Here is a 23,388-nt window from a genome sequence, read left to right as displayed (position 1 = left end):
CTGGCACTGGCACTGGCACTGGCACTGGCACTGGCACTGGCACTGGCACTGGCACTGGCACTGGCACTGGCACTGGCACTGGCTCGTTGCCGGAGCTTGTGAAAAGCTATCGGGAAGACGACTTGCGGCTTCCTCCGAGACGGTCAAAGCCCTGGTGGGTGATGGGAGTCGTGTCATCCAGACGCGGATGCGATTGCTTCAGTACCGCACGCAGGTCGTCTTCGGCGTCCATGGCAAGAATGGTTTCCTTCAGCACATGCACCGCAGCCAGCACGTCACCGGTGTGAGCGGCCTCGGAAATCGTGTGCATGTTGCGAATGGGGAAGCCGATGGATGTGGCTGCACTGTCGATCCCGGCAAAGGCGGCCGCCATGCCATCGGTACCGGTATCCCGCCCGACGACGTCGATCTGCATGGGAATATCCTGTTTTCTGGCTGCCCGCTTGATCCGGCTGTTGATCTGCTGATTGATGACCGAACCGGTGGACAGGGTAAATCCCTTGCCCATTTCCAACGGTTGCATGTGTCTGCTACCGATACCCGGTGCGGCAACGTAATCGTGATTCACATCAACGGCAATCAGTATATCGGGACTCGTCGCTCTAGCCAGCACACGTGAGCCCAGGCGACCTATTTCCTCGTGGGATGCAAAGGCGTACAGACAGCGCAGCTTGCGGGTTCCCCCGGCCTCGACCAGCAGACGGGCAACCTCTGCCGTGACGAAGCAACCCAGTCCGTTGTCCAGATAGGCACCATGGAAGGTATCCGGGCTGAAGCCGTGTTTGATGGGCCGGTCCAGAAGAATCGGGTCGCCAGGCTGGAGGCCCAGACGTTTGATCTGATCGGATTTGTGCCTGCCATGAATCTGCAATTCCAGATACAGGGAATCCGGTCGAATGCCTTTCTGGCCGTTGCGCTGATCCGAGTTGGCGAAATGGAATGCTCCCACCGCCTCGATGGTGCCACCCTTGAGGCTGCGATATTGACCGGGCTCATCCGGGTCTTCACTGAATACGGTGACTTCATTACCCACCAGGATGCTGGGAAGGAAGAAATCGCTGTTGATCCAGATCTTGCCATCGCTACCGATCTTGCGCACCTGCATCCGGATCTTGTCCGCATGCCCGACCAGCATGAGACTGGGACGGTCATCCTCACCGGGGTGAGAGTCCCAGACAACGCCGGCGTTGCCCAGGTACTGATGCATGTGCCAGGAGTCTGGTATGAAGCTGTCAAAATAGGGTTTCAGCACACCCAGTGTCATCGCTGATTCGAAGCCGACCGGGCTGGGCGCGGAAATGATATCCCGCATGACACTGAATTGCTCGGCAGGCATGGGCGAGGCCCAGGGTTTGGCAGTGCTCATGTGATGGTGGGTGTTCTTCAATACAAGGTAGGTGACTCTGGCGCCACAACGGAAGTGCCATGTTCGGGTCGCTTGTCAGCGAGGCGTGTCCACCAGTGCGCCTGGTTGAATGGCCCAGTCGAAAAGGTGGCGATGTTCTTTCGGTATTCGTCGGTACTCGACCGAATCGATCTGCAGCGGCGGCTGGTTTCTGAAGTTCTTGTTGTCCACGAACCATGATCGGTGATAGACCATATTGACAATGGGGCGCAACTGATCTGTCCGGTTTCCCTGGCCCTTGTGCGTCAGTGCCAGGTCCATCAGATAACACGACCCGGCAGGTACGATCGGTACCTGATAGTCCAGCTTGTTGGAGGCTCGCCGGGAGAGGTGGTGGCTGCCTTTCTTCACCAGGGTGGTTCCATTGTCTTCGTTGACCGAAACCAGAGGTATCATCGTTGTCACGGCTACTGGCGGTAATACCATCGGCTCATCATCGGGCACATGGGTGAACAATGCGCGATGATCCTTGTGGCCGTGTTGATCGCGAGAACCCGGCAGTGATGTTGCACACACGGTTGAACCGATGATGAGTTGTTTACCGAGCAATCGCTTCATCAGCGGCAATAGAAAGGTATTGGCATAGAACTCGGGGCTGTTGAATGCGCCGGCCAGAGCCAGGCTGATCTGAAAGCGGCGATCACCAATCTGCAGAGCGGTGCTGTGTTTGCGATCGGAAAAATAGCGTCGGTAGCGATGCAGGAATTCTTCCCGGCATTGTGCTATCAGGTCGGTTGAAAACGCATTGTGGATGAGCAGGGTGCCATAGCTCTGGTAGAGCTTCTCGGCCAATGACAATTTTGCGGAATTGAACATGCCACTGATCCGTTCTTCGTCAGTCAGGGTGATCGTTGGCACGGTATCAGGCAAGGCAGCCTGCGTTTCGCATTCATGTAGTGATTCAACCAGGGCAAGCTCACGCTCGACCTCAGGAGCCTGATCGGCGGTTGCCAATGTCAGGAAATGTTGCAGGTGTTGAATGGCATCAATGAATTCGAGGCGTTGCAAATGAATCGCGGCCAGTTCCCTGCGTAGTGGCAAGTCGTCTGGTCGAACCTGCACCAGGGCATTGCAGTGCTGTATCGCTTCCTGACTGCGTCCAAGCGAGACGTGGAGTCTGGCAAGTGCCAGTCGTGTATCAATGCAATCCGGTTTGTTCCTGAAGGCGGTTTCAAGCAGTCGACGTGCTCGGTGTTCACGATCGTTCGATAGGTAGTCTTGCGAAAAGCGAAGGCAGTGCTCCGTGCTCTGCAGACTGAGGACATCAAGAATGTCCAGGAAATCGCTCAAGTGTCGACGTAGCTTCTTTCGGGCGACGCCACGATCCTGTCGCGATTCTCCGGGATGGCTGAGTATCGCGGACATGTCAGCCATCAGGCCGGAAATGACTGATCCGGCAAGTTGCCTGTGCAATTGATCACATGAAATCTGTAGTTGTCCCCCGCAAGTGCTGACGAAAGCCGTCATTGCAGCTGCTTCAGAGTCCTCTATCGACACCGGGGAGCCTGCAATCAGGCAACTGACCGCTTTACAGGCGCTGTCGAAATGATGATGCAGGGTGCTGCCCAGCAGTATATCCACGCCTTGTATTGTTGAATCCTCCCGGGCAGGAGTCGGTGAAGCGGGCACGATGGGTAAGTCGCTGGCGGCCTCGAGCAAGGGGGGCAGGAGAAACCAACGAGATTGTAATATGGCCTGGTAGCGTGCCAGGGTGTTGGCTTCCAGTAGCGGTAACCTGTGCGTGACATCGACCCGATTCAGCAGGTCAAGAAACGTCGTGGCAGCAGTGTTGTCGTTGTTAAGCGTGGTCTGACCTGACTGAGCCCTGGATACGGCAATCTCGGTCTGTTCTTCTGCCAGCGCAACCAATCGAGTGGACAGCGTTTCCTCCATAGTGCCTGTACTCAAAGCCATGCTAGCCTCAATGAGACATAAGGACGCGCAGCAGAAACGCGATAGACCGGTGTATACAGTCGCGCACGGAGTGTTTTGCAAACCGTGGCTTGGTTACTCCAAGTGAGGTTTGGAAAAAACGAGTACGCGGCTGTAGGCGCCGGTATAGCGCGAGCCGTAGGCGGTTTCTGGTCGTGGACTTATGTCTCATTGAGGCTAGTTCCGGTTGTCCTCAGTATTTGCGCGCAAGCATTTCCACATACCTGGCGATCGGTAGCGATTCAATGTGCGTGAAAGGAGCCTTTGATCGTGCTGCAAAACTCGCTGATGATTGTGTACCGAACGCCGAAAATCGGCAACGAAAAAATCAGACAGACAACTTTCCTGACACGGGAGGAAGGTTTATATCTCCTGACAGTGAAGGAGGAAAGTCGTCACGATGATGATGAGACGCAGTCTCGTTCGCCATCCTGGCTTGCAATAACCGAGATCTCCGTACGTCTGATTGCAGCAGTGCGAAGACGTATCAAGCGATGCCGTTCTCCTTTTGCCCGTGTACATATTACATGTATCGATCAGGAGGTCGAAACGTGCCTGTTGGTTACGTCCCGGCTTTACCGGTAACGCGAAAAAAGTATCGCATGGTTGGCAAAAATGCGTTGTCGTGGCGTTTCATCTGCGTGTAACATGTATCTTGTCAACGTAACACGGCTTGCAGTAATGGTGTTTACGGTTACCTGTTCAGACCGCGAATGACTCAACTGTCGGTTGCTATGTAGACGAGCCAGGTTTTCGCAAATGATTGTGGAAACAGCAATAAAAATACAAATGGAGAAAAGGGTATGGGAAGCAATTCCAATCTGCACTACGAAGATTACCTGACAGGACAGCAGCAGGATGAGTTTGCCGGCGGATCCGGTAAGGGAAGCGGCAAAGGTTCAGGCAAGGGAAGCGGCAAGGGCTCAGGCAAGGGAAGTGGCAAGGGTTCAGGCAAGGGAAGTGGCAAGGGTTCAGGCAAGGGAAGTGGCAAGGGTTCAGGCAAGGGAAGCGGATCTGGCGGCAAGGGCAGCGGTGGCTCAGGCGGTTGGGGAAGTGGCGGTTCGGGCGGCGGTTCCGGTTCGGGCGGTTCTGGTGGTGGTTCCGGCGGCAAGAGCGGCAGTGGTTGCGACTGGTAGTCTCTGAACCGGTTGTATCCGGACCCGGTCGATGTCAGAACGACCGGGTTCCGCCACAACACACGTCGCAAATTCATAAACCAGCAAACGCATGGTCGCCATTTTCAAACCCGTCAGCCGGATACGAACAGCGCGTCAACCGATCAATCCGTTTCTGCGCGACGTGGTCAAGTCCTTCCGTGGAATGCTGGTCACGGTCTTTGCCTTCAGTTTCTTCATCAATCTACTGACACTGATCGTACCGCTGTATCTTCTCCAGATATATTCCAAGGTATTGCCGAGCCGTAATCTGGATACGCTCGTCATCATCACAGTCATTGTATTGGTCGGTGTCGTCGCACTGGGTTTACTGGAGGCCGTTCGTCGATCACTGTTGCAGAAGGTAGGTGTGCGCTTTGACCACTCGTTGAGCAGCCATCTGCTGAGCAGTTCCATTCATCGCAGTATCCGCAAGTCCTACGCATCTGTCAGCGTCATGCGAGATCTGTCAGGCTTGCGTAATTTCCTGGCCAATGCCTCGATCATCCCGCTGCTGGATCTTCCGTGGACGCCGTTGTTCCTGCTATGCCTTGCCTTTCTTCATCCGCTGCTGGGGGTCGTAGGGCTTGTTGGCTGTCTGGTCATGCTGGGATTGGCCTTGTTCAACGAAAGGGCTACGCGTGAGAAGATCAACGACGCGAGCAATGAATCCAGACAATTGATGGATCGTGCTCAATCCTGGATTCGGAATGCTGATACCGTGCAGGCAATGGGGATGCAGAAGACATTGCTGGCTCAATGGAATGAGAACAATGCAAGATCATTGTTGGCAAATTATCAATCGAGTCAGTTGAATTCGCGGCTTGCCTCGGCTTCCAAGATGGTCCGCTTGTTCCTGCAGGTAGCCATCATCTGTACGGCTGCCTGGCTGATCATTTCCAAACAACTGACCCCGGGCATCACCATTGCCAGTGTCTTGTTGTTGCGTCGGGCTATCGACCCTCTGGAGCAGTCCATTCGCTCCTGGAAGTCGGTCATCAAGGCACGCCAGTCCTTCATGAATATCAGTGAATATCTGGATCACTCATCCTCGCTTGAACCTGATTCCTCGATGCCTACCCCGGCGGGACGAATGGTTGCCGAAAAAGTGAGCTATCGTCGGTCCGGACAGAGCAAAAGCCAGTTCAGCCGCATCGATCTATCAGTAGAACCCGGGAAAGTGACGGGACTGGTCGGCCCTACCGCCGCAGGCAAATCGACTCTGTTGCGGGTCATGTGCGGCATCGTTCCGCCCACTTCCGGTCGAGTGACTCTGGATGGCTTCGACCTTGCCCAGTGGGCGCCGGAGTTGCTGGGTCCTCACATCGGCTATCTGCCACAAGACGTCAGCCTGTTCCCGGGCACGGTAAAGGATAATATCTGCCGATTTACCGAAGCCTCCGTGGAAAGTGTCATCGAGGCTGCAAAGCTCGCCAATGCTCATGAAATGATTCAATTGCTACCGAATGGTTACGATACCGAGATTCAGGAAGACGGTGGCAATCTGTCAGGTGGTCAGCGCCAACGAATCGGTTTTGCTCGGGCGGTTTTCGGTTCACCCTGCATCGTGATACTGGATGAGCCCGACGCCAATCTGGACTCTCCCGGTCGGTCCAGATTGAGAAAATCATTGAGAGAGCTGCGAAAACGGAATGTTGCCATATTTGTCACCACGCACCATCGCAGTCTCGAAAAGCTGTGTGACCGGGTCTATCAACTGAAAGATGGCAAGGTGTCCAGGATCACTTCGGAGTCGGACGTGATAGAGAAGAGCACGCTGGTGCGAGTCAGTGAGGCGGCTGAGAAAGAGGCGATCAATGCCGCCACGCTGGCTGTCACGGAGTCCAGAGTGCCTGCCAGCGTTCACCTTATCTCGGCTGGCAACAAGACCCACACGGAAACCGCCATCGATACGACGGCCACTAGCGCTACGGTTGATACAAGCGCTACGGTTGATACGAGCGGTACGAGCGGTACGAGCGGTACCAGCGATACCAGCGATACCAGCGATACCAGCGATTCAGGCAATACCAGCGATACTACAAGCACGCTCGATTCGGATACCGCACCCCTTCGCCGCCTGCAAAGCAGGATGGCTCGTACGCGTCAGTACAAGCGAGGTTGATGAGCATGGCACGGCAATCGCACGCAACGCAAGTTCAGGCCGTGGAATCCGCCTGCGACACACGAGGCATCGTTCGTGGTGGCTATATGGTCATCGGCATGTTCCTGTTGCTGTTTGTGGTTTGGGCCAGCACCATGTCGTTGTCAACGGCCGCCATCGCACCAGGTATGGTTGGCGTCGAGGGGCAGAAGAAGCAGGTGCAACATCTGAACGGTGGTGTGGTCGAGGTCATACACGTCAGAAATGGTGACCAGGTGGAGGAAGGGCAGGTACTGGTCACTCTGGATTCTCTGACCAATCGCTCAAGATTGAACACCCTCGAAAACGAACGCATTCAGCTGGCGGCCGAGCTGGCTCGCTGGCAGGCCGTCTACGATTCCCTGCCGGAAATCGAATACCCGGCGTGGATGGTATCCGAAGCTTCCCAGGAGCGCGTCAGGCACATACAACTGAAGCAGGACGAAATCCTGAAAGCCCGTCGGCGCGTCTTTGAAGAGACCATGCGTGGTCTTGCCTATGTCCAGTCTCAGGCGGCCGAGGAAGGTTCCGCCGCGCAGCAGCGCCAGGAGACACTCACGGAAAAATACGCTCTGGTGCAGCGTGAGATTCGTGAATACCAGCGGCTCGAAAAGCAGGGTCTGGTGACGCGTGTGCAGGTTTTCGACTTGCAGAATGAGCTGACCGATCTGAAACTGGATCTGGACGAGGCGCGGTCGTTGGTGGGCTTGTCCGAACAGCGACGTGAACAGGCCGAATCACAGATCAAGGTGCTCGCCAATACGCTGCTGTCGGAGGCGGCTGAAAACAGCACGGCAATCGGTCTGCGGCTGACTGCCATCGAAGAAGAGCTGGCCACGGTAACGTCGGAAGTGTCACGCTCCGTGGTGCGGTCTCCGATCACGGGACAGATCCTGAATTCCGCCATCAATACGGTGGGTGGTGTGATCAGTCCGGGGCAAACACTGATGGAAGTCATGCCTACCGGTGAGCGATTGCTCATCGAAAGTCTGGTCGATCCGAAGGATCGGGATGCAATACACGTGGGGCAGCGGGCGGAGGTGCGCTTCAGCGCACTGGACAAGCGCACGACACTACCGGTTGAAGGCATCGTGACCATGATTTCCGCGGACAGCCAGGTTGCGCCCAATGCCCTGTTGCCGCGATACACCGCCACCATCGAACTGCAGGATGATGAAGCCTCGCCGCTGCAACAAGGCCAGATTCACCCGGGGATGCAGGCAGAGGTGCTGATCATCACGGGTAAGCAGACATTGCTGGATTATTTCATTTCGCCCATTGCCAATAGTGTCAATCGTGCTTTACGTGAGAGTTGAATAACCGTGGCAAAAACCAGGTCGCGCAGTAAGAGCAGGTCGCGCAGCAAACGTGAATCGGCCGATTACCGAAGGATTGCCCTGACCAGAGCAACCGAATCACTGTTGCAGAAGCAGGTTGTCGGCATCGAGTACCCGGGGGGAAAGTCGCGTGAGTCCTATCGCCTGTTGCTGGAGTGTGGCAGCTCGGTCATTGCGACACGTCGCTCCTCGTTGCAACTGGCTCGCCGGGAGGTCAGCACACTCGGCGCTCTGAATGTGCACGAAGCGCCGGTACCCCGCTTGCTGGGAACCAACCATTCTCAGATCCTGATTCAGGAGGATCTGGTCGGGCAACGATTGTCCGAGGCATTGAAAGGCGCAGATGCCGATCGCTATCGGCAGCTCATTGGTGCGGCTCTGACAGGGCTGGCCGCCATTCAAGTGGCGGCATCGGCGGAAGGTCTGGAGAGCAAGGTCGACGCACTGGGTGATGAGGACAGCTGGATTCATGGTCTGCTTCATCGACCGCAAGTCATCGGTGACTATCTGAAAGCACCGGCACCTGCACTTGATCAGGCGGCCTTGACCGAACTGCTGCGCATTCGGCAGCCGCGGTTCATCAAATGGGATTCACGGCCGGGAAATGCCCTGGTGACCGATGCGGGGACCGTCAAGTGGTTTGATTGGGAGCACGCTGGAAAACGCAATCGGCTGGATGATATGGCCTGGGTGATGGGGGATGAATTTCTGCCGGATCACCCGGCTGCCGAGCGATCGCTGATCGACCAGTTTCTGCCCCTGTACGCCGATGATCTGGATGAAGGTGAGGCCTACCGATATCTGATGGCCTATGGCAGTTTCCATATGGTTGTTCGCCTGGGGCTGATTCTCAAGCACATGACCGATGGTTGGTGGGACCTGGACAAATGCATTCAGGAAGACAAGGTCGGTGTGACACTCGAATGCGCAAACGCGCTCTGTCGTCGTGGTGCGCGCTGGTCTGCCGAGTGTGAACTGACTGCACCGCTGGCAGACTGGTTTGCTGCAGCCGAACGCAAGATCGCTGAGCTCTAGATCATGACTCATGCCTCATGTCATCTGCTGCGGTCACTGCCATGAACATCGAACTCGTCGATACACGCCAGCAGTTCGATGCGCTGGAGAAGGCCTGGACAGCGTTGTATCGGCAGGATCCGTCGGCCAATGTGTTCCTGTCCTGGCGTTGGCTGAAGCAATTGTTCGACAGACGGGCAGAACCCGTGTGCATTCTCGCCGCGCGTTCTGCCAGCGATAATCAGCAGTACCTTGCCTTCTTGCCACTGCGGTCGCGATTGTTCATCCACAAGGAGCGGCAGCGCTTTGTCCGCTCCTACGCTCTCGCCGGTAACGATTGGGCCGATCAAACGGGTTTGCTGTGTGCCCCGGAGTTCGAGCAAGAGGCCATCGAGGCACTGATTACGGCATTGTCCGACATGTGCTGGCAGTCCCTGTCATTCTCGGACATGTCGATGAGTGAAGATCGATATAGAGCGTTGACGGCAATGTTCTCCCGCCTGGATTATTCGGTACATGAACGCTATCAGACGGATAACGACGGCCAGACTCGGCTGGACGTTGCACCCTGTATTGCATTGCCGGACAGCCATGAACAGTATCTGGCGGGCCTGAGTGCCAATACTCGTCAGCGTTTGCGACGCATGGTTCGCGTGCTCGACAGCAGCGACGAACTGCGCATCGAATTTTCCGCCGCTGCCGATCACGAACAGGATCTGACAGCCTTTGTTCATCTGTGGCGCACGCAGTGGCGTGACAGAAAGGGCGCCAGGACGGATCTTCTGGCAGACAAGTATCGGCGAATCCTGCAGCAAGGGCTGGATGATGGAAATCTGGCGCTGCTGGTTCTGTATCAGGCGGACACACCGGTTGGCATGATTGCCTGTTATCTCGACAAGGCAAGCGAGACTGTCTCCTTCTTTGTTTCGGCACGTGATCTGCAGTTCGATGCGCTTGCCGGTGGACTGTTGTTGCACAGTCGCATGATCGAATGGGCCATTGCCAATCATTACCGGCATTATCACCTTCTGCGCGGAGACGAGCCTTACAAATATTCTCTCGGCGGTGTCGATCAGCCGGTTTATTCGATCAAGGTGCGTCGCAGCGCTGATGTGGAGAAAACCCGCTTTCTGTCTGAAGACTGCCGGACCGAGGCGCTGCAAAAACTGCTTCAATATCGTGAAAGACTCGGTACGAGACAGACACATCGCCTGTACGCACAGTTGCTGGAAAGTTGGCCGAATGATGCGCAGACGCTGACGCAGTATGCCCAGTGGCTGAAACAGATCGGTGAACATCAGCACGCCAACAGCATTGAAGCTTCCCTGTGCGCCGCGGACATCGCCAGCGGATTGCCAGAGGCGAGCTTGCGACACTCGGAGTGTCGGATACCCTGAATGGAATGCCACCCGCCGTAGACGACGGATCATCACTGGATTGACGGAATGAACAGCAAGATCAACATGACATCAGAAGCGGAATCAGACGCAAAAGTGGCGACCGATAAGGCGCTGGATTGGGCTGGGCAATTCGTGGATGTTTCCAGGCACACGATCGTCCGCGATTCCCCCTGGGCCACGACCTATCGAATCAGCGGCGAGGAGAGCGACAGCTGGCTGAAGATATTGCCAGCCAGTCTGGCACAGGCACCCGAGCGGCTTGCAAGGCTCGGCGAGCGATTCGGTCAGTATGTACCGACGGCCATCGCCAGTGATTCCGATCGCGGTCTGCTGCTCATGCGTGATTGCAAGGGCAGGGATCTGAGTCGCAAGGCGTCCGAGCAGGAGCGCACACGGTTGCTGCAGACCTATGCCCGTATCCAGGCGGACAGCTGCGGTGATGATGAACTGTTGCAGACCGCGCCGCTGCTTCAGCTTGATGGCATTGTGGATGAACTGCTGGATTTTCTGAGCCCGTCCGACAAGGCTGCGCGGAATCCGGTGCAAGGGGTTCAAGCCGACTTCTACCTGTCCACATCGCAGTGTGCAGCCTACCGCGCCTTGCTGGAAGCACGCGCGCCAGCGCTGCGTGCCTGGATCAAGCAGGCCGATTCGCTACCCGTGACACTCAATCATGGTGATCTGCGAACGGCGAATGCGTCCCGCTCACGTGACGGTAGCATCATGCTGTATGACTGGGACGAAGCGATGTCGGGTCCGGCGGGGCTCTCGTTGCACGGTCTTTTCAGTGGTTGTTCATCACTTGTTCAGTTGCATTTCCCGCAGATCCACCTGCTGGATCTCGAGGGTCTGCGTCAACCGCGTCGCGAATTCAGCGCTTATCGAGAGACACTGGAAAGCGCAGGCTATGCCGGAACATCGGATACCGGAAAGGCGCTGAGTGCGGCGGCCGTGGCTGGCATGATTCATTACATCATCAGTTTTGGCCGTTTCCCCCGGGATGATGAAAAGTATGTCGAAACGGTTGAGACCAATCTGAAGAAGCGTTTGAGTGATCTGCTGGATGTCTGTGATCTGCTCTGCATTGCCGAATCCGATTGCATCGTGGCATTGGCAGATGGTTATGAGCGACAGGGTCGTGCATGGCGTGCAGAACGGCTGCTTGCCCATCGTGTGCAGCTGCAGCCTGATGAGGTCGGCTCGCTGCAGGCGCTGGGACAGCTGCAGCTGCGGCGCAATCGCGTGTCTCAAGCCATCAAGAGCTTCGAAGCCTGCACGGTCATCGATATCAATGACGCCATTGCCCATGAGGGCTTGGGTAGCCTGCATGCACGCAACGGATGTTACAGCCAGTCGCTTCGACATCTGCATCGCGCCCACACGCAGGCCCCGTCTCCGGATCTGCAAGCCCGGATACAGCGCGTTTATGAACTGGAGCGGATGGAACGGGATGCCGATCTGGACGGTATGGTTCCCACGGTCTGGTTCTCCGATGCCGAGCGCGAAACCGGTCAGGTACTGCCGGAAACCCTGGCGCTGTGCGCCACTCTGTTTCGCAAGTATGGTGTCCTGATACTGAAAGGCGTATTCGATCCATCATTGCTTGATCAGTGCCACGGAACCTTCAAGGAACGATACCAGGCCTATCTGACCAATCAACGACACAAGGATGCCTTGCGCATCGGGGACAAGCGTTTCCAGATCACCATCGATATCAGCAAGCCATTCAATGAGCCTGCCTTGTATGGCAATGGGCTGACTCTGCCGTTGATGAAGGACATTCTGGGAGAAGCCTGCATCCTCGGCTGTTTCACCTCGGCAATGTCGCTGCCCGGTTCCATCGATCAGCGTCTGCACAAGGACCACAAGGCCCTGTTTCACGATGATCCCAAGCCGGTCAAGGAACCCAGCTTCGCTGTCACCATGATGGTCCCACTGGTCGATCTGGATGAACGTGTGGGAACGACTCGTGTCAAGAAAGGCTCACACGTGTACACGAGCAGTCGTTCCAAGGGGATGCCCTGGCAGACTCCGCTGACATCCGTCGGCGATTGCTACCTGATGGATTATCGACTCTCACATCATGGACAAGCGAACCAATCGGACAATCCGCGCCCGATACTGAGTCTGGTCTATCAAAGGCCCTGGTTTCGCGATTACATCAACTTCCACAATCAGCCATCCCTGAGGCTCGCTCCGGAAGAGTTCGAAAAGGTGCCCAAGGCGCTGAAATCGCTGTTGTCCTGGACGACCGAGCCAGGCCCTCGCGACTGACTCTGTGGCTGGCAAGCGCCTGTCCTGCAAGGGGGCAGGCAGTCTGTTGGCGGCAGGACCGGGATGATTCGGAAGTCTTCAGGCCTCATCTGTTGGCGATGATCACGTCAATGGCCTTGTCCAGAGCGGTGTCGCTCTCTCCGAGATAATCCGAGATGACCGGGGCTACGCGTATATCCACTTCAATGCCATGCCCGTCGTACAGGCGGCCGTCAGGGCGGTAGGATGCCATTGATGACAATGCAATCCGGATACCGGAGTAGGGTAGCTCGAACCGTTTGGTTGCGCCGCTGCCGCCGGCACTGGGCAAGCCGACAAGGGTGACTTGCGGCAGATCGGCAAAGGCACTCAGGAAGCCGTCGGTAGCACTGAACGAGCCTGCATTGGACAAGACGACGACAGGCCGATCATAGTGGATCCTTTCGTTTCGAGGCTGTTTCTCCAGCAACATGAAATGCCAGTCGCTGAATAGATTGTCGGGAAATCGCCATTGAGGCTCGAATCGCTGCAGTGCTGTCAGAATCGCAGCGCGCTGCTCCGCATTCCAGTCTGGATGATTCAGTCTGTAGGTTGGTCGATAATGCAGATGGTCATCATCAAATTGTTGGCTGCGGCGATACGCGGCAATATTCGACACATAGGGGGCGGCGTTCTCGGGCAGAAAGTAGCCATGGATTGCCTCCAGCATGCCGTAGCGGCCGCCTGAATTGTCTCTGACATCGATGATCAGGCCATCGGTGTCAAGAAAACCTTCCAGTTCGTTCAGTCTGTCGTCAACTCTGGAATTCTTCATCGCATCGATGCGCAGATAGCCGATATTGCCGTCAAGCAGGCGACTGTCACCCAGAGGCACCTTGCCGCTGCGCAGCCGCTCGGTACTCAAGGAAAAGGTCCGCGTGACTTGTTCCTTCGCATCGGCCGATTGCAGTGTGACGCTGATCTGCTGACTGGGTGGTAGGTCCAGCTCGGACCGCAGGATAGAGACCCGGCGTAGCTCTCGCAGCCCGCGGCGTCGCCTGAGCTGCAAGGAGGCCTGACTCACATGCTGATCGGCCGCTGCCAGCCAGTCATCCAATGCCACACCGTCCAGCCCGATCACAAAGGGGTGGTCGGCATCCAGCAGGCGATTGCTCTCGTCATCGATCGCGATCACTCCGGCGTCGCTGTCGGCCAGTACAAAGGGCAGATAACGTGTGTTCGCCTTCAGGGTCTCCAGGGAAACATCCGCGTGGGCATCACCAAGCCTGGCTATCACGCGGCTCAGCTGACGTGCGAACGCGTCGGTGCTCAGGGTCGGACCCGCATTGTCGCGTAATGCAGCGATCTCCTGTCGATAGTCGAATCCGGTCAGGGTCAGATAGGATGACTGGTCCTCCAGTCGCGACTCGAACGTATCCAGATCCGCCAGCAACTGCGCTCTGCTGAGCTGTGGTGGTATGCCGGGGTGATCCAGCTTGCTGGTGGCCAGTACCGGATCGAGAGAGAAGTCACTGCTGTCCAGCGAACGGTTGACACCGGCAATGGCGATGACGTTATTACCCGTTCGCAGCTGCCCCTTGCGCAGCTGAATGGTGAAATGTTCGAATTCATCCGCCTCATGATCGTCAGCAGTCCAATGTCCGGCCACGTCCGCTGCATGTGCCCTGACGACTTCCCGGCCATTGATATAACCGATGAAGCCATCGTCGTAACGAACGTGGAGGTGGAGTTCATCGACACGCTCGGGATGCTCGATGGTGAAGACATGCCGTATCCTGATACCGCGGTAATTGCCTTGCATGTCGGTCAATTCGGTCAGGTCGTCATCATCGCCATAGCCGAACCCGGCGGGTCCGGAAGGCCATGCGGAATCATCGAAATCGATGCGGCTCCAGGCGTTCGACGTGACCTCGGGTACGCCCTTGTCGAACTTCCAGATCGATCGCGCAGGGATCAGTATGTCGCCGGCGTGGCTGTCGGGCATTGCAAGGCCTCCGGCCATGATTGCCACCAGTAGTCCAATCGTTTGTGATTTCATGGCCCTGTACACGATACAGCCTTCCTGCCGATTTTATCCCACGTTCCCGGATTACAGCAGGTTCTGCAAGCGTTGTTGACAGCGCCGGTTCGCCGCTTGGCAGCCTGGACAAGGCGATGATTTCGTCAGGCGACGCTCCATCGTCGCATGCTTGGCGGAACGACGCTGACAGTCGGGGCCGAGGATGCAGTGTCGTACTGCGGTACGACAGGGCTCGGTGCTACTGGTACATGCGAATGGCAACACCACCGTCGATGACAATGTTCTCGCCGATGATGAATCGTGCTTCATCCGATGCCAGCAAGGTGGCCACGGCTGCTACCTCGGAGGGCTGGCACAGGCGTCCCACGGGCTGGCTGGCTTCAACCTGCGCACGAGCGGCGACGGGATCATCCATACCGGCCAGATAGTTGTCCACGATAGGGGTGTCCACATAGCCTGGAGAGATGGCATTGACTGCGATGCCACGATCCGCGTACTCCAGAGCCAAGGAACGAGTCAGGCCGAGCAGGGCATGCTTGGCGACCGGATAGGGGAAGGTCGACTTCATGATGCTGAAGGCATGGTTTGACGCAATATTGACGATGGCCCCCTTTTCCTGTCGCAACATGTCCGGCAGAACCTGCCGACAACACTGCCAGGCGCCTTCCAGATCGATGGACATGCACAATTGCCAGTCTGCCTGAGTGCTCTCGAGCGGCTCTCTGAAGACATTGATGCCGGCGTTGTTGACCAGCACATCGACAGTGCCGAAGGCGGCAACGGCTTGTTCATGCATGCTGGCGATACTGTCCGGATCGGCAATATCGGTGCCGATGTGGCGGATGCGGGGTCCCATGGACTGGCACAGTCGCTTGGCCGTCGCAGTGCCGATCTCGTCATTCAGTTCCGCGATCGTGACATTGGCGCCTTCGCTGGCGAAACGCTCGGCGATGGCCGCTCCGATACCCTGACCACCCCCTGTCACTACCGCATGTTTGCCTACCAGTCGTTCCATTTCGCGTCTGCCTTTGCTGTCTTGTTGACTTTATCTTATAAACAGATAATACTCCAAACACACTTGGAAACGGAAGAGGAAACACGGTATGCACCAATCAAGATCCATAGCTCTGGCCACGGCCATCGTTGCGATGACCGCGGGAGTCACCGGATCAGCACTGGCCGAGGACAAGCTGATCGTTGCTATCTACAAGAGCGGCACGCAGCAATACTTCATCGATCAAGGTGAGGGTTTTTCCCGTGCCGCCGAAGAGCTGGGCTATGAGGCGCGCATCATCAATGTGGAAATGGATTCGAACCTGGCAATCACTGCCGTGTCCGATGCCATCGCGGCAGGTGCCAGGGGCATCGGCATCACGGCGCCGGACCAGTCTCTGGGGCCTGCCATTGCCACCGCTGCGGCCGATGCCGGAGTGGCGCTTATCGCCACTGATGATCCATTGAGCAATGCACAGGGGGATGCCGTGCCATTTGCCGGTTTTGACGGCGTTGCCATGGGCACCAAGGTGGGTGAGCGGGCCGGTCAATTGCTGCAGGAGAGTGATTGGCTGAGTGGAGACAACTACGGCATCATGAGCGTCGAAGTACAGACATTGTCCGTCTGCAATGACCGTACAGGTGCGGCGCAGGCGCAAGTGATAGCGGCAGGCGGCAGTGCTGACAAGGTGGTAGCGGTGACTTACGACGGAACGGCAGATGCCGCTCTGACGGCAGCGGGTCCGGTCATCACGGCCAATCCCGGGGTTGATCACTGGGTGGTCTATGCATGCAATGACGAGGGCGTGCTCGGTGCAAGCAATGCCCTGAAGAATGCCGGATTCAGTGCGAACGATGTCATCGCCGTCGGGCTGGGTGCCTATGAGGCCTGCCGTCCCTGGAAAGCCGGTATCGACACGGGATTCAAGGCAGCACTGTACATCAGCGGCGTCGATGTCGGCGATGCGGCGGCCCGTGCACTCATCAACTCCATCGAAACCGGTGAGCCCCTGCCTGCCATGACGGTCGCGAACACCACGATAGTCGACCCGGATACCTATGCCGACATCATGTCATGTGACTGAAGGCGTCGTGAGTGGGGCTATCAGCCCCACTCTTGTGTTGTTGCGAGGAGACAATACCCATCATGCAAGACTCTGTTCTGGAAATACGCGACGTCGGCAAGTCCTTTCCCGGGGTAAAGGCATTGTCCGGGCTCTCGATGACTGTTCATCGTGGAGAAATCGTGGCCTTCGTCGGCGAGAATGGTGCGGGCAAGTCCACATTGCTGAAGATTCTCAGCGGTGACTACCAGCTGGACGAAGGTTCGGTACTGCTCGATGGCGTCGAAGCCAGTCATGCCAGTCCACTGGAGGCGCGCCTGGCCGGTTTTCGCCTGGTCAGGCAGGAGCCGGAGATCGTGCCCGACATCTCGGTGGCCGAGAATATCTTCATCGGTGAATACCCGAGACTGTCCGGTGGTCGAGTCGATTTTGCAGGCATGCGTCAGACCGTCAGCGACATGTTGCGTCGCTATGGTTTCTGGGGGCTGGTGGATATCGATGCGCACGGTCGCAGCCTGTCGCCGGCGCAGATGCATATCGTGGAAATCATGCGAGCGCTGAAGGAGGGCGTGAAGGTGGTCGCCTTCGATGAACCTACCTCCTCGCTGACACATGGCGAAACCGAGAGGTTGTTCGAATTGATCCGACAACTCAAGGACGATGGCCTGGGTATCATCTATGTCTCACACCGGCTCCACGAGGTCATGGAAATCTCCGATCGCGTGGCGGTGTTGAAGGATGGTGTCCCGACAGGCGACCTGAAGACTGCCGATACCACCGAAGCGGAGATTGTCGGTCTGATGGTCGGCAGGGAGCTGGAGCACGGATACAAGCGCGAAGAGACTACTCGCGAGGAGATCGTGCTGGAAGTCGAGGGTCTGAGCAGTCGCTGGCATGACGACATCAGTTTTCGCATACGTGCCGGTGAAATCGTCGGTTTTGCAGGTCTGGTGGGGGCAGGCCGCACGGAACTTGCCAAGGTGTTGTTCGGCGAATACCAGAAACAGTCTGGTGTGGTCCGCATCTGCGGCAAGGAGACTCGCATCACCAGTCCGGCTGACGCCATTGCCTCCAGCATCGGATTTGCCCCCGAGAATCGCAAGGCTGAAGGACTGATACTGGTTCGTTCGGTGATCGAAAATGCCTCCATGGCCGTGTATTCGGCATTGTCCCGCTGGGGCGTGCTGCGCAATCAGCAGATGATCTCCGCGGTATCGCCCTTCATCGAACGACTGGAAATCAAGACACCGTCGTTGACTCAGGATGTCGGCAAGCTCTCCGGCGGCAATCAGCAGAAAGTGGTATTGGCTCGCTGGCTGGCAGCCAACCCGCGCTTGTTGATTCTGGACGAGCCGACTCGCGCGGTTGATGTCGGCGCCAAGGTGGAGATCTATCGATTGATGGACATGCTGGCACGCGAGGGTATGGCCATCATGATGATTTCCTCCGAGATGCCGGAACTGATCGCGATGTCCGACCGCATCATCGTCATGAACAATCGAAAGATATCGCAGCCTGTCGAGAAGAGCGATGCCACCGAAGAGCGAATCGTGAACATGGCTCTGGGCACTGTCGCTGCGTGAACCAGTCAACGAACAATACACCTATGAGCGCAACCATCCAGGAAATCACAATGGGTCGAACCGACGGCTTGTTCAGGCGAATCACCAAGGCAATCGGGGCCGAGAACCTGTCTCTGATCATTGCCCTGGTGATCATGGTGACTCTGATCGCGTCACAGACAGAATTCTTCTTCTCCCCACGCAATCTGTTCAACATCGCCCAGAACATGGCGGTCGTCGGGCTGATTGCGGTGGGAATGACGCTGGTTATCGTCTCGGCGGGACTGGATATCTCGGTCGGGTCCATCGCCGGATGTGCATCGGTCATGACGGCTCTGGTGGTGGTCAGTACAGGTTCGGTGGTTGCCGGCATCGGCATCAGTCTGCTGGTCGGGCTGGCGCTGGGTCTGGTCAATGCCGGCATCATCAGTTTCCTGCGCGTCAACCCGGTGGTGGCAACCCTGGCGACGTTCTCGGCGTTCAGAGGTATTGCCTTTCTGGTGGCGCCCGGTGGCCGGCCGGTTGGCGTACTGGATCCCACCTTCGCTCAGCTCGGCTCGGGCCGACTGTTCCAGATGGGTGATTTCCCCGGTGTGCCGGTCGCCTTCGTCATTCTGCTGGTGGTGGCGCTCGGCGCGCACTTCGTCATGAGCTCGACAGTGTTCGGTCGTTCCATCTATTCCATGGGCGGCAATCCGGTTGCTGCACGGCTTGCCGGCATCAATCTGACCAGGATGCGTTTCGCCATCTATGCCATATCCGGAGCCTTGTCAGGACTGGCTGGTGCCATCGTGACGGCCCGTACCAGTTCCGGACAGCCGGCTTCAGGCACCCAGGGCCTGGAGCTGGAAGCCATCACGGCCGTTTTTCTCGGTGGCGCCCTGCTGGCCGGTGGCAAGGGTACGATTGTCGGGTCCATGCTTGCGGTACTGTTGTTGGCAACCCTGTCCAATGGCATGAACCTGCTGGGTATTCCCACCTTCTACCAGCTGGTAGCAAAGGGTCTGCTGCTGGTTCTGGCTGTTGCCATCGGTCAATGGCGCATGGCTCATGCGGAGCGAGTGCAGGCTCGCCTGACGGCGGCGGGGGCGAAGTGACCGATCCTGCGCTCATCACGCTTGCCAGCGACAGATTGCAGGTCAGTGTTGCGCCGACATTCGGTGCGCGGGTCACCGAGTTGCGGGACCTGGCAAGCGGACGAAACTGGTTGGTGTCGGGCCCGACCGTGGGTAGTCCCGACAACGATGCGCAGTACCTGGGAGAGCAGGCCCGAGGTTGGGATGAATGTTTTCCGACGGTCGCACCCTGTGTTCATCCCGACTGGCCGGAACCTCTGCGCGATCACGGTGAAATCTGGGGCAGGCGAACCCATTGTGAACTCTCCGATGCGTGCATCCTGTCCAGTAGCCAGGTCGGGGACTGCCTGTTCCAGCGCTGGTTGATAGTGACGGGCAGCACCATCCATCTTCGCTACCGGCTGACCAATGAGGGCAAGACTTCGCTGCCCTGGATGTGGAGCCAGCATTGTCTGCTGCGCAGTCGTACGGGAGATCGCCTGTTCCTGCAAGGGGTCGATGGTGCCTTGCAGCTGTCCGGCGCCACAGGGCAGGCAAGCGAGACGGATTCATCCTTCCACTGGCCTTGCTTCAACGCGGAGCGTCCCGACCTGAGGGACCCACAGGCACAGCCCTCTGCCTGGGCCTGCAAGGCTTACGGCTCAGTGGCTGAATTCTGTGAAGCCGGCATCCGCAACGAGCAGGAATCCATCCGTTTTCGTTGGGAAAGCTCGCAGATGCCTTTTGTCGGCGTCTGGCTCAACCATGGTGCCTGGCCTGCAGACAAGCCCGTTCATCAACTGGCCTTTGAACCCACCACGGCGCCGGCGGATGACTTGAACCACGCTGCTCTGGCTGGCCATGCCCGATGGCTTCCTGCCGGGCAGGAAGACGAGTGGACCTTGACGATTCAACTGAACGAACTACCCGGTAGACCAACGACAGCATGAAAATCACTGCACTCAAGACCTTTCTCGTGGCGCCACGCTGGCTGTTTCTCAAGATAGAGACCGATGAGGGACTCTCGGGCTGGGGCGAGCCGGTGCTCGAAGGGCATGCGCAGACGTTGATGGCAAAGATCGACGAATTGCAGGATTTTCTGCTCGGCCTCGATCCGCTGAATATCGAGGACACCTGGCAGATGCTGTATCGAAATGGTTGCTATCGAGGCGGGCCCGTGTTGATGAGTGCGCTTGCCGGCATCGACATGGCGTTGTGGGATATCAAGGGCAAGTATCACGATGCGCCAGTGCATGCCCTGCTGGGTGGGCCGGTTCGTCAGAAGGTTCGTTCCTATTGCTGGATTGGTGGTGATCGTCCGGAAAATCTGGCGGAAAACGCCAAGGCACTCATGGCCAGAGGCTACGATGCCTGCAAGATGAACGTCTGCAGTGAATTGCAGATCGTGGATCGGCATTCGGCCATCGATGCCATCATCAAACGGATGTTCGACTTGCGCGAGGCTGTCGGACCAGGGTTCGACCTGGCCTTCGATTTCCATGGTCGCGTGCATGCCCCGATGGCGCGCATTCTGTTGAAGGAGCTGGAGCCGCTGCGTCCCCTGTTCGTCGAGGATGCCGTGGTGTCCGCACAGCTGGATACCATGGCAGACCTGTCTCGAAGCACGACCATTCCCCTGTGTATCGGTGAGCGCCTGCATTCTCGATACGATTTCAAACCGGTCTTCGAAAAACGGGCTGCCAGCGTGATCAATCCCGATACGGCGCACGTCGGGGGCATCAGCGAGATGGTACGCATCGGCCACTGGGCCGAGGCCTACGACGTGGCGCTGGCCCCGCATTGCCCTCTGGGACCGATTGCACTGGCAGCCAGTCTGCAGGTCGATGCGGTTTGCCACAATGCCTTCATCCAGGAGCAGAGTCTCGGCATTCACTACAACCAGGGGGGCGATCTCAACGACTATCTGAAAACCGACAGTCGATTCGAATGCAGGAACGGCTATCTGGATATCCCGACAGGACCCGGTCTGGGCATCGAGGTGGATGAGGACTTCGTCATCGAACAGGCGGGCAAGGGCCATCGGTGGCGCGCACCGGTGTGGCGGCATGGCGATGGCTCCATTGCCGAGTGGTAGCGACCATCAGCTCGGAGAGCCTGCTGGCCCATTTGTCCGCGATTGCCTTCATGCCGGATCACCCCTCCGGCATGAAGGTCGAGCGTGGCATTCCAAGCCCCGTTCAGTGCCGGGCAGCTTGTGGCTCGATGGGGAAAACCAGATCATAGGCCCAGTTGAAACCGAGCGAATACACGAGATAAAACAGGGCCAACGCAGCGTCCAGAATGAAGGCCTCCAGCAGGGAGACTTGCAGATACCAGGCGATGAAAGGCAGTAGCACCAGCAACAGGCCGATTTCGAACAACAGCGAATTGAGCAGGCGCTGCCTGAATGATTTGCGCGCATGCCCCTGGAATCGCATCAGAACCCGATCGAACAGGTAGTTGAAGACGTAGACCCAGAGCGTGGCGATGATGGAGCCGGCTATGGCGACGACGCCGATGTCCTGTAGTGACAGGTCGAACAGCAACAGGCCCATCGATACAACGATAAGAAAACCGATGAGTTCAAAGGAAACCGCGTGGCGGATACGATCTGCGACAGTGCGCATGAGACTCTCCTGAATGGAGTGTCGGGTCGTCCCGATGAAAAGTTGACGCAGACTCAGGTCGTCCTGGCTGCTCAGGGAATGGTATGGCGAGTATCGGCAGCTTGCAAGTGGTGAGATGAGGTGAAATCGATGTTCGCCCGCGGCTGTCCAGCTGGTCACAGAACCGAACAGAGCTTGCTCATGGAGTGGCCTGATGCCCTGGTTTCTCCAGACAGTGCCTGTCAGCCGAGCTTGCTTGTTGGTAACATCGAAAGACGCCTTTTCCGTCCGGAGTTCAATGATCATGAGCGAACCAGAGCTGCGCTGTATCGATTCTCGAGTGGTTTACCGAAATCGATGGATGACTGTCAGGGAAGATCGCGTCAGACGTATCAGTGGTGAAGACGGTCTGTTCGGCATCGTGGACAAGCCGGATTTTTCATTGATCGTGCCCTTTGACGGCGAGCGCTTTCATCTGGTGCAGCAGTATCGCTATCCGGTGGATGGGCGTTTCTGGGAGTTTCCGCAAGGTTCTCTGGAAGGCGAACCCGATGCCTCGCCGGAACAGGTGGCAACTGCAGAATTGCAGGAGGAGACCGGCATCCTGGCGGGTAAGCTCGAGCCGCTTGGCAGGCTGTTTCAGGCATACGGGTATTCCAACCAGGGCGTGCATGTGTTCCTGGCGAACGGATTGCAGGCAGGGGAGGCCAGCCCCGAAGCGGAAGAGCATGGCATGATCAGCGGCGCCTTCACTCGACGAGAGTGTGAGGCCATGATCGATGGCGGAAGCATCGCGGATCTGGCGACTCTGGCCGCTTTTCACCTGTTCGATCGCCATGCGAGACGTTGGGGCGGTGACAACGTTGCAGGATTGCAAACAACCTTGTGAAGACTTTGTCACAAGGCGTTGTGGGGAAATGCCTGTGGTAACTTGGCTGTGTCAGCCATGACGGCTGTCAATTCGATTCACATAGCTTGAGAGCCATTCACGATGGGATTATTCGATTTCGCCAAAGACATGGGCAAGAAACTGTTCGATTCCGAAGACGATGCTTCGGACAAGATCAGGCAGACACTGGAGAGCGATAACCCGGGTATCGAAGGTCTGGATGTATCCTTTGCCGATGGCAAGGTCGCTCTCAGTGGCAAGGCTGCATCGGCAGAAGCCATGGAGAAAGCCGTTCTGATGGCCGGCAACGTGCAGGGCGTGACGGATGTCGATGTGTCCGCACTGGACGCACCCGCGGCTGATGCAGGGGTCGTGTACTACGTCGTGCAATCGGGTGATTCACTGTCGAAGATTGCCAAGACCTATCTGGGTGATGCCATGGCCTATCCCACCATCTTCGAAGCCAATCGCGAAGTCATCAAGGATGCAGACCTGATCTATCCGGGTCAGAAGATTCGTATCCCGGGTGGTACCGCACCAGCAGCCTGAGTCTTCACGCAG

The 23,388-nt window shown here is 57.3% G+C and carries 18 protein-coding genes; 13 read left to right on the top strand and 5 right to left on the bottom strand.

Annotation, left to right across the window (positions count from 1 at the left end):
- Nucleotides 1–106 precede the first annotated feature (106 nt).
- Complete coding sequence (locus tag ACUNV4_RS09755) at nucleotides 107–1,366, bottom strand: M20/M25/M40 family metallo-hydrolase (protein WP_430878351.1); 1,260 nt, start codon at nucleotides 1,364–1,366, stop codon at nucleotides 107–109.
- Between the two features lie 75 nt (nucleotides 1,367–1,441).
- Nucleotides 1,442–3,319 (bottom strand): phytanoyl-CoA dioxygenase family protein, encoded by a 1,878-nt coding sequence (locus ACUNV4_RS09750; protein ID WP_430878350.1) that lies wholly within the window; start codon nucleotides 3,317–3,319, stop codon nucleotides 1,442–1,444.
- A gap of 821 nt (nucleotides 3,320–4,140) precedes the next feature.
- Here ACUNV4_RS09750 and ACUNV4_RS09745 point away from each other — a divergent pair.
- The 6 genes from ACUNV4_RS09745 (at nucleotide 4,141) to ACUNV4_RS09720 (ending at nucleotide 12,659) form a co-directional block, all read left to right on the top strand.
- Entirely contained in the window at nucleotides 4,141–4,473 is a 333-nt protein-coding gene (locus tag ACUNV4_RS09745) for a hypothetical protein (protein ID WP_430878349.1), read from the top strand.
- Nucleotides 4,474–4,564: 91 nt separating this feature from the next.
- Nucleotides 4,565–6,616 (top strand): type I secretion system permease/ATPase, encoded by a 2,052-nt coding sequence (locus tag ACUNV4_RS09740; RefSeq protein WP_430878348.1) that lies wholly within the window; start codon nucleotides 4,565–4,567, stop codon nucleotides 6,614–6,616.
- A gap of 5 nt (nucleotides 6,617–6,621) precedes the next feature.
- A complete protein-coding gene (locus ACUNV4_RS09735; protein WP_430878347.1) occupies nucleotides 6,622–7,950 on the top strand; it encodes an HlyD family type I secretion periplasmic adaptor subunit in 1,329 nt (442 codons plus the stop codon).
- Nucleotides 7,951–7,956: 6 nt separating this feature from the next.
- Nucleotides 7,957–9,006, top strand: coding sequence for a hypothetical protein (locus ACUNV4_RS09730; RefSeq protein ID WP_430878346.1), 1,050 nt, complete (start codon nucleotides 7,957–7,959; stop codon nucleotides 9,004–9,006).
- A gap of 41 nt (nucleotides 9,007–9,047) precedes the next feature.
- The gene (locus tag ACUNV4_RS09725; protein WP_430878345.1) at nucleotides 9,048–10,382 is read left to right on the top strand and encodes a GNAT family N-acetyltransferase; all 1,335 of its coding nucleotides are present in this window, start codon (nucleotides 9,048–9,050) and stop codon (nucleotides 10,380–10,382) included.
- Nucleotides 10,383–10,430: 48 nt separating this feature from the next.
- On the top strand, nucleotides 10,431–12,659 hold the full coding sequence (locus ACUNV4_RS09720; protein ID WP_430878344.1) for a phytanoyl-CoA dioxygenase family protein: 2,229 nt from the start codon (nucleotides 10,431–10,433) through the stop codon (nucleotides 12,657–12,659).
- Nucleotides 12,660–12,744: 85 nt separating this feature from the next.
- Here the strand turns inward: ACUNV4_RS09720 and ACUNV4_RS09715 are convergent, their stop codons facing one another.
- Together ACUNV4_RS09715 and ACUNV4_RS09710 are read right to left on the bottom strand one after the other, a co-directional pair.
- On the bottom strand, nucleotides 12,745–14,676 hold the full coding sequence (locus ACUNV4_RS09715; RefSeq protein WP_430878343.1) for a S41 family peptidase: 1,932 nt from the start codon (nucleotides 14,674–14,676) through the stop codon (nucleotides 12,745–12,747).
- 220 nt (nucleotides 14,677–14,896) lie between these two features.
- On the bottom strand, nucleotides 14,897–15,673 hold the full coding sequence (locus ACUNV4_RS09710; RefSeq protein ID WP_430878342.1) for an SDR family oxidoreductase: 777 nt from the start codon (nucleotides 15,671–15,673) through the stop codon (nucleotides 14,897–14,899).
- 88 nt (nucleotides 15,674–15,761) lie between these two features.
- Between ACUNV4_RS09710 and ACUNV4_RS09705 the strand changes: the two genes are divergently transcribed.
- From ACUNV4_RS09705 to dgoD, 5 genes are all read left to right on the top strand, one after another.
- Nucleotides 15,762–16,736 (top strand): substrate-binding domain-containing protein, encoded by a 975-nt coding sequence (locus tag ACUNV4_RS09705; protein WP_430878341.1) that lies wholly within the window; start codon nucleotides 15,762–15,764, stop codon nucleotides 16,734–16,736.
- Between the two features lie 62 nt (nucleotides 16,737–16,798).
- Nucleotides 16,799–18,298, top strand: a complete 1,500-nt coding sequence (locus tag ACUNV4_RS09700) for a sugar ABC transporter ATP-binding protein (RefSeq protein WP_430878340.1) — start codon at nucleotides 16,799–16,801, stop codon at nucleotides 18,296–18,298.
- A gap of 50 nt (nucleotides 18,299–18,348) precedes the next feature.
- Complete coding sequence (locus ACUNV4_RS09695; RefSeq protein WP_430878339.1) at nucleotides 18,349–19,374, top strand: ABC transporter permease; 1,026 nt, start codon at nucleotides 18,349–18,351, stop codon at nucleotides 19,372–19,374.
- Nucleotides 19,371–20,282: a hypothetical protein gene (locus tag ACUNV4_RS09690; RefSeq protein WP_430878338.1), complete on the top strand. Its 912-nt coding sequence runs from the start codon at nucleotides 19,371–19,373 to the stop codon at nucleotides 20,280–20,282. The genes ACUNV4_RS09695 and ACUNV4_RS09690 overlap by 4 nt, the downstream gene beginning before the upstream one ends.
- Complete coding sequence (dgoD, locus tag ACUNV4_RS09685; RefSeq protein ID WP_430878337.1) at nucleotides 20,279–21,427, top strand: galactonate dehydratase; 1,149 nt, start codon at nucleotides 20,279–20,281, stop codon at nucleotides 21,425–21,427. The genes ACUNV4_RS09690 and dgoD overlap by 4 nt, the downstream gene beginning before the upstream one ends.
- 103 nt (nucleotides 21,428–21,530) lie before the next feature.
- Here dgoD and ACUNV4_RS09680 read toward each other — a convergent pair whose 3' ends face one another.
- Nucleotides 21,531–21,959, bottom strand: coding sequence for a PACE efflux transporter (locus ACUNV4_RS09680; RefSeq protein WP_430878336.1), 429 nt, complete (start codon nucleotides 21,957–21,959; stop codon nucleotides 21,531–21,533).
- A gap of 283 nt (nucleotides 21,960–22,242) precedes the next feature.
- Between ACUNV4_RS09680 and ACUNV4_RS09675 the strand changes: the two genes are divergently transcribed.
- Nucleotides 22,243–22,827, top strand: a complete 585-nt coding sequence (locus ACUNV4_RS09675) for an NUDIX domain-containing protein (RefSeq protein ID WP_430878335.1) — start codon at nucleotides 22,243–22,245, stop codon at nucleotides 22,825–22,827.
- A gap of 102 nt (nucleotides 22,828–22,929) precedes the next feature.
- Complete coding sequence (gene lysM / locus ACUNV4_RS09670; protein ID WP_430878334.1) at nucleotides 22,930–23,376, top strand: peptidoglycan-binding protein LysM; 447 nt, start codon at nucleotides 22,930–22,932, stop codon at nucleotides 23,374–23,376.
- Nucleotides 23,377–23,388: the final 12 nt, after the last annotated feature.

The organism is Granulosicoccus sp. 3-233 (assembly GCF_052681095.1).
Note: the sequence above shows the minus strand (reverse complement) of the source record. Positions and strands in the feature narration are given on the sequence as shown.

Excerpts from the sequence above, each read along its gene's own strand:
- lysM (WP_430878334.1), top strand. The coding sequence starts at position 22,930 with ATGGGATTATTCGATTTCGCCAAAGACATGGGCAAGAAACTGTTCGAT.
- ACUNV4_RS09745 (WP_430878349.1), top strand. The coding sequence starts at position 4,141 with ATGGGAAGCAATTCCAATCTGCACTACGAAGATTACCTGACAGGACAG.
- ACUNV4_RS09735 (WP_430878347.1), top strand. The coding sequence starts at position 6,622 with ATGGCACGGCAATCGCACGCAACGCAAGTTCAGGCCGTGGAATCCGCC.
- ACUNV4_RS09700 (WP_430878340.1), top strand. The coding sequence starts at position 16,799 with ATGCAAGACTCTGTTCTGGAAATACGCGACGTCGGCAAGTCCTTTCCC.
- ACUNV4_RS09680 (WP_430878336.1), bottom strand. The coding sequence starts at position 21,959 with ATGCGCACTGTCGCAGATCGTATCCGCCACGCGGTTTCCTTTGAACTC.
- ACUNV4_RS09710 (WP_430878342.1), bottom strand. The coding sequence starts at position 15,673 with ATGGAACGACTGGTAGGCAAACATGCGGTAGTGACAGGGGGTGGTCAG.
- ACUNV4_RS09675 (WP_430878335.1), top strand. The coding sequence starts at position 22,243 with ATGAGCGAACCAGAGCTGCGCTGTATCGATTCTCGAGTGGTTTACCGA.
- dgoD (WP_430878337.1), top strand. The coding sequence starts at position 20,279 with ATGAAAATCACTGCACTCAAGACCTTTCTCGTGGCGCCACGCTGGCTG.
- ACUNV4_RS09705 (WP_430878341.1), top strand. The coding sequence starts at position 15,762 with ATGCACCAATCAAGATCCATAGCTCTGGCCACGGCCATCGTTGCGATG.
- ACUNV4_RS09715 (WP_430878343.1), bottom strand. The coding sequence starts at position 14,676 with ATGAAATCACAAACGATTGGACTACTGGTGGCAATCATGGCCGGAGGC.
- ACUNV4_RS09725 (WP_430878345.1), top strand. The coding sequence starts at position 9,048 with ATGAACATCGAACTCGTCGATACACGCCAGCAGTTCGATGCGCTGGAG.
- ACUNV4_RS09755 (WP_430878351.1), bottom strand. The coding sequence starts at position 1,366 with ATGAGCACTGCCAAACCCTGGGCCTCGCCCATGCCTGCCGAGCAATTC.
- ACUNV4_RS09720 (WP_430878344.1), top strand. The coding sequence starts at position 10,431 with ATGAACAGCAAGATCAACATGACATCAGAAGCGGAATCAGACGCAAAA.
- ACUNV4_RS09750 (WP_430878350.1), bottom strand. The coding sequence starts at position 3,319 with ATGGCTTTGAGTACAGGCACTATGGAGGAAACGCTGTCCACTCGATTG.
- ACUNV4_RS09740 (WP_430878348.1), top strand. The coding sequence starts at position 4,565 with ATGGTCGCCATTTTCAAACCCGTCAGCCGGATACGAACAGCGCGTCAA.
- ACUNV4_RS09695 (WP_430878339.1), top strand. The coding sequence starts at position 18,349 with ATGGGTCGAACCGACGGCTTGTTCAGGCGAATCACCAAGGCAATCGGG.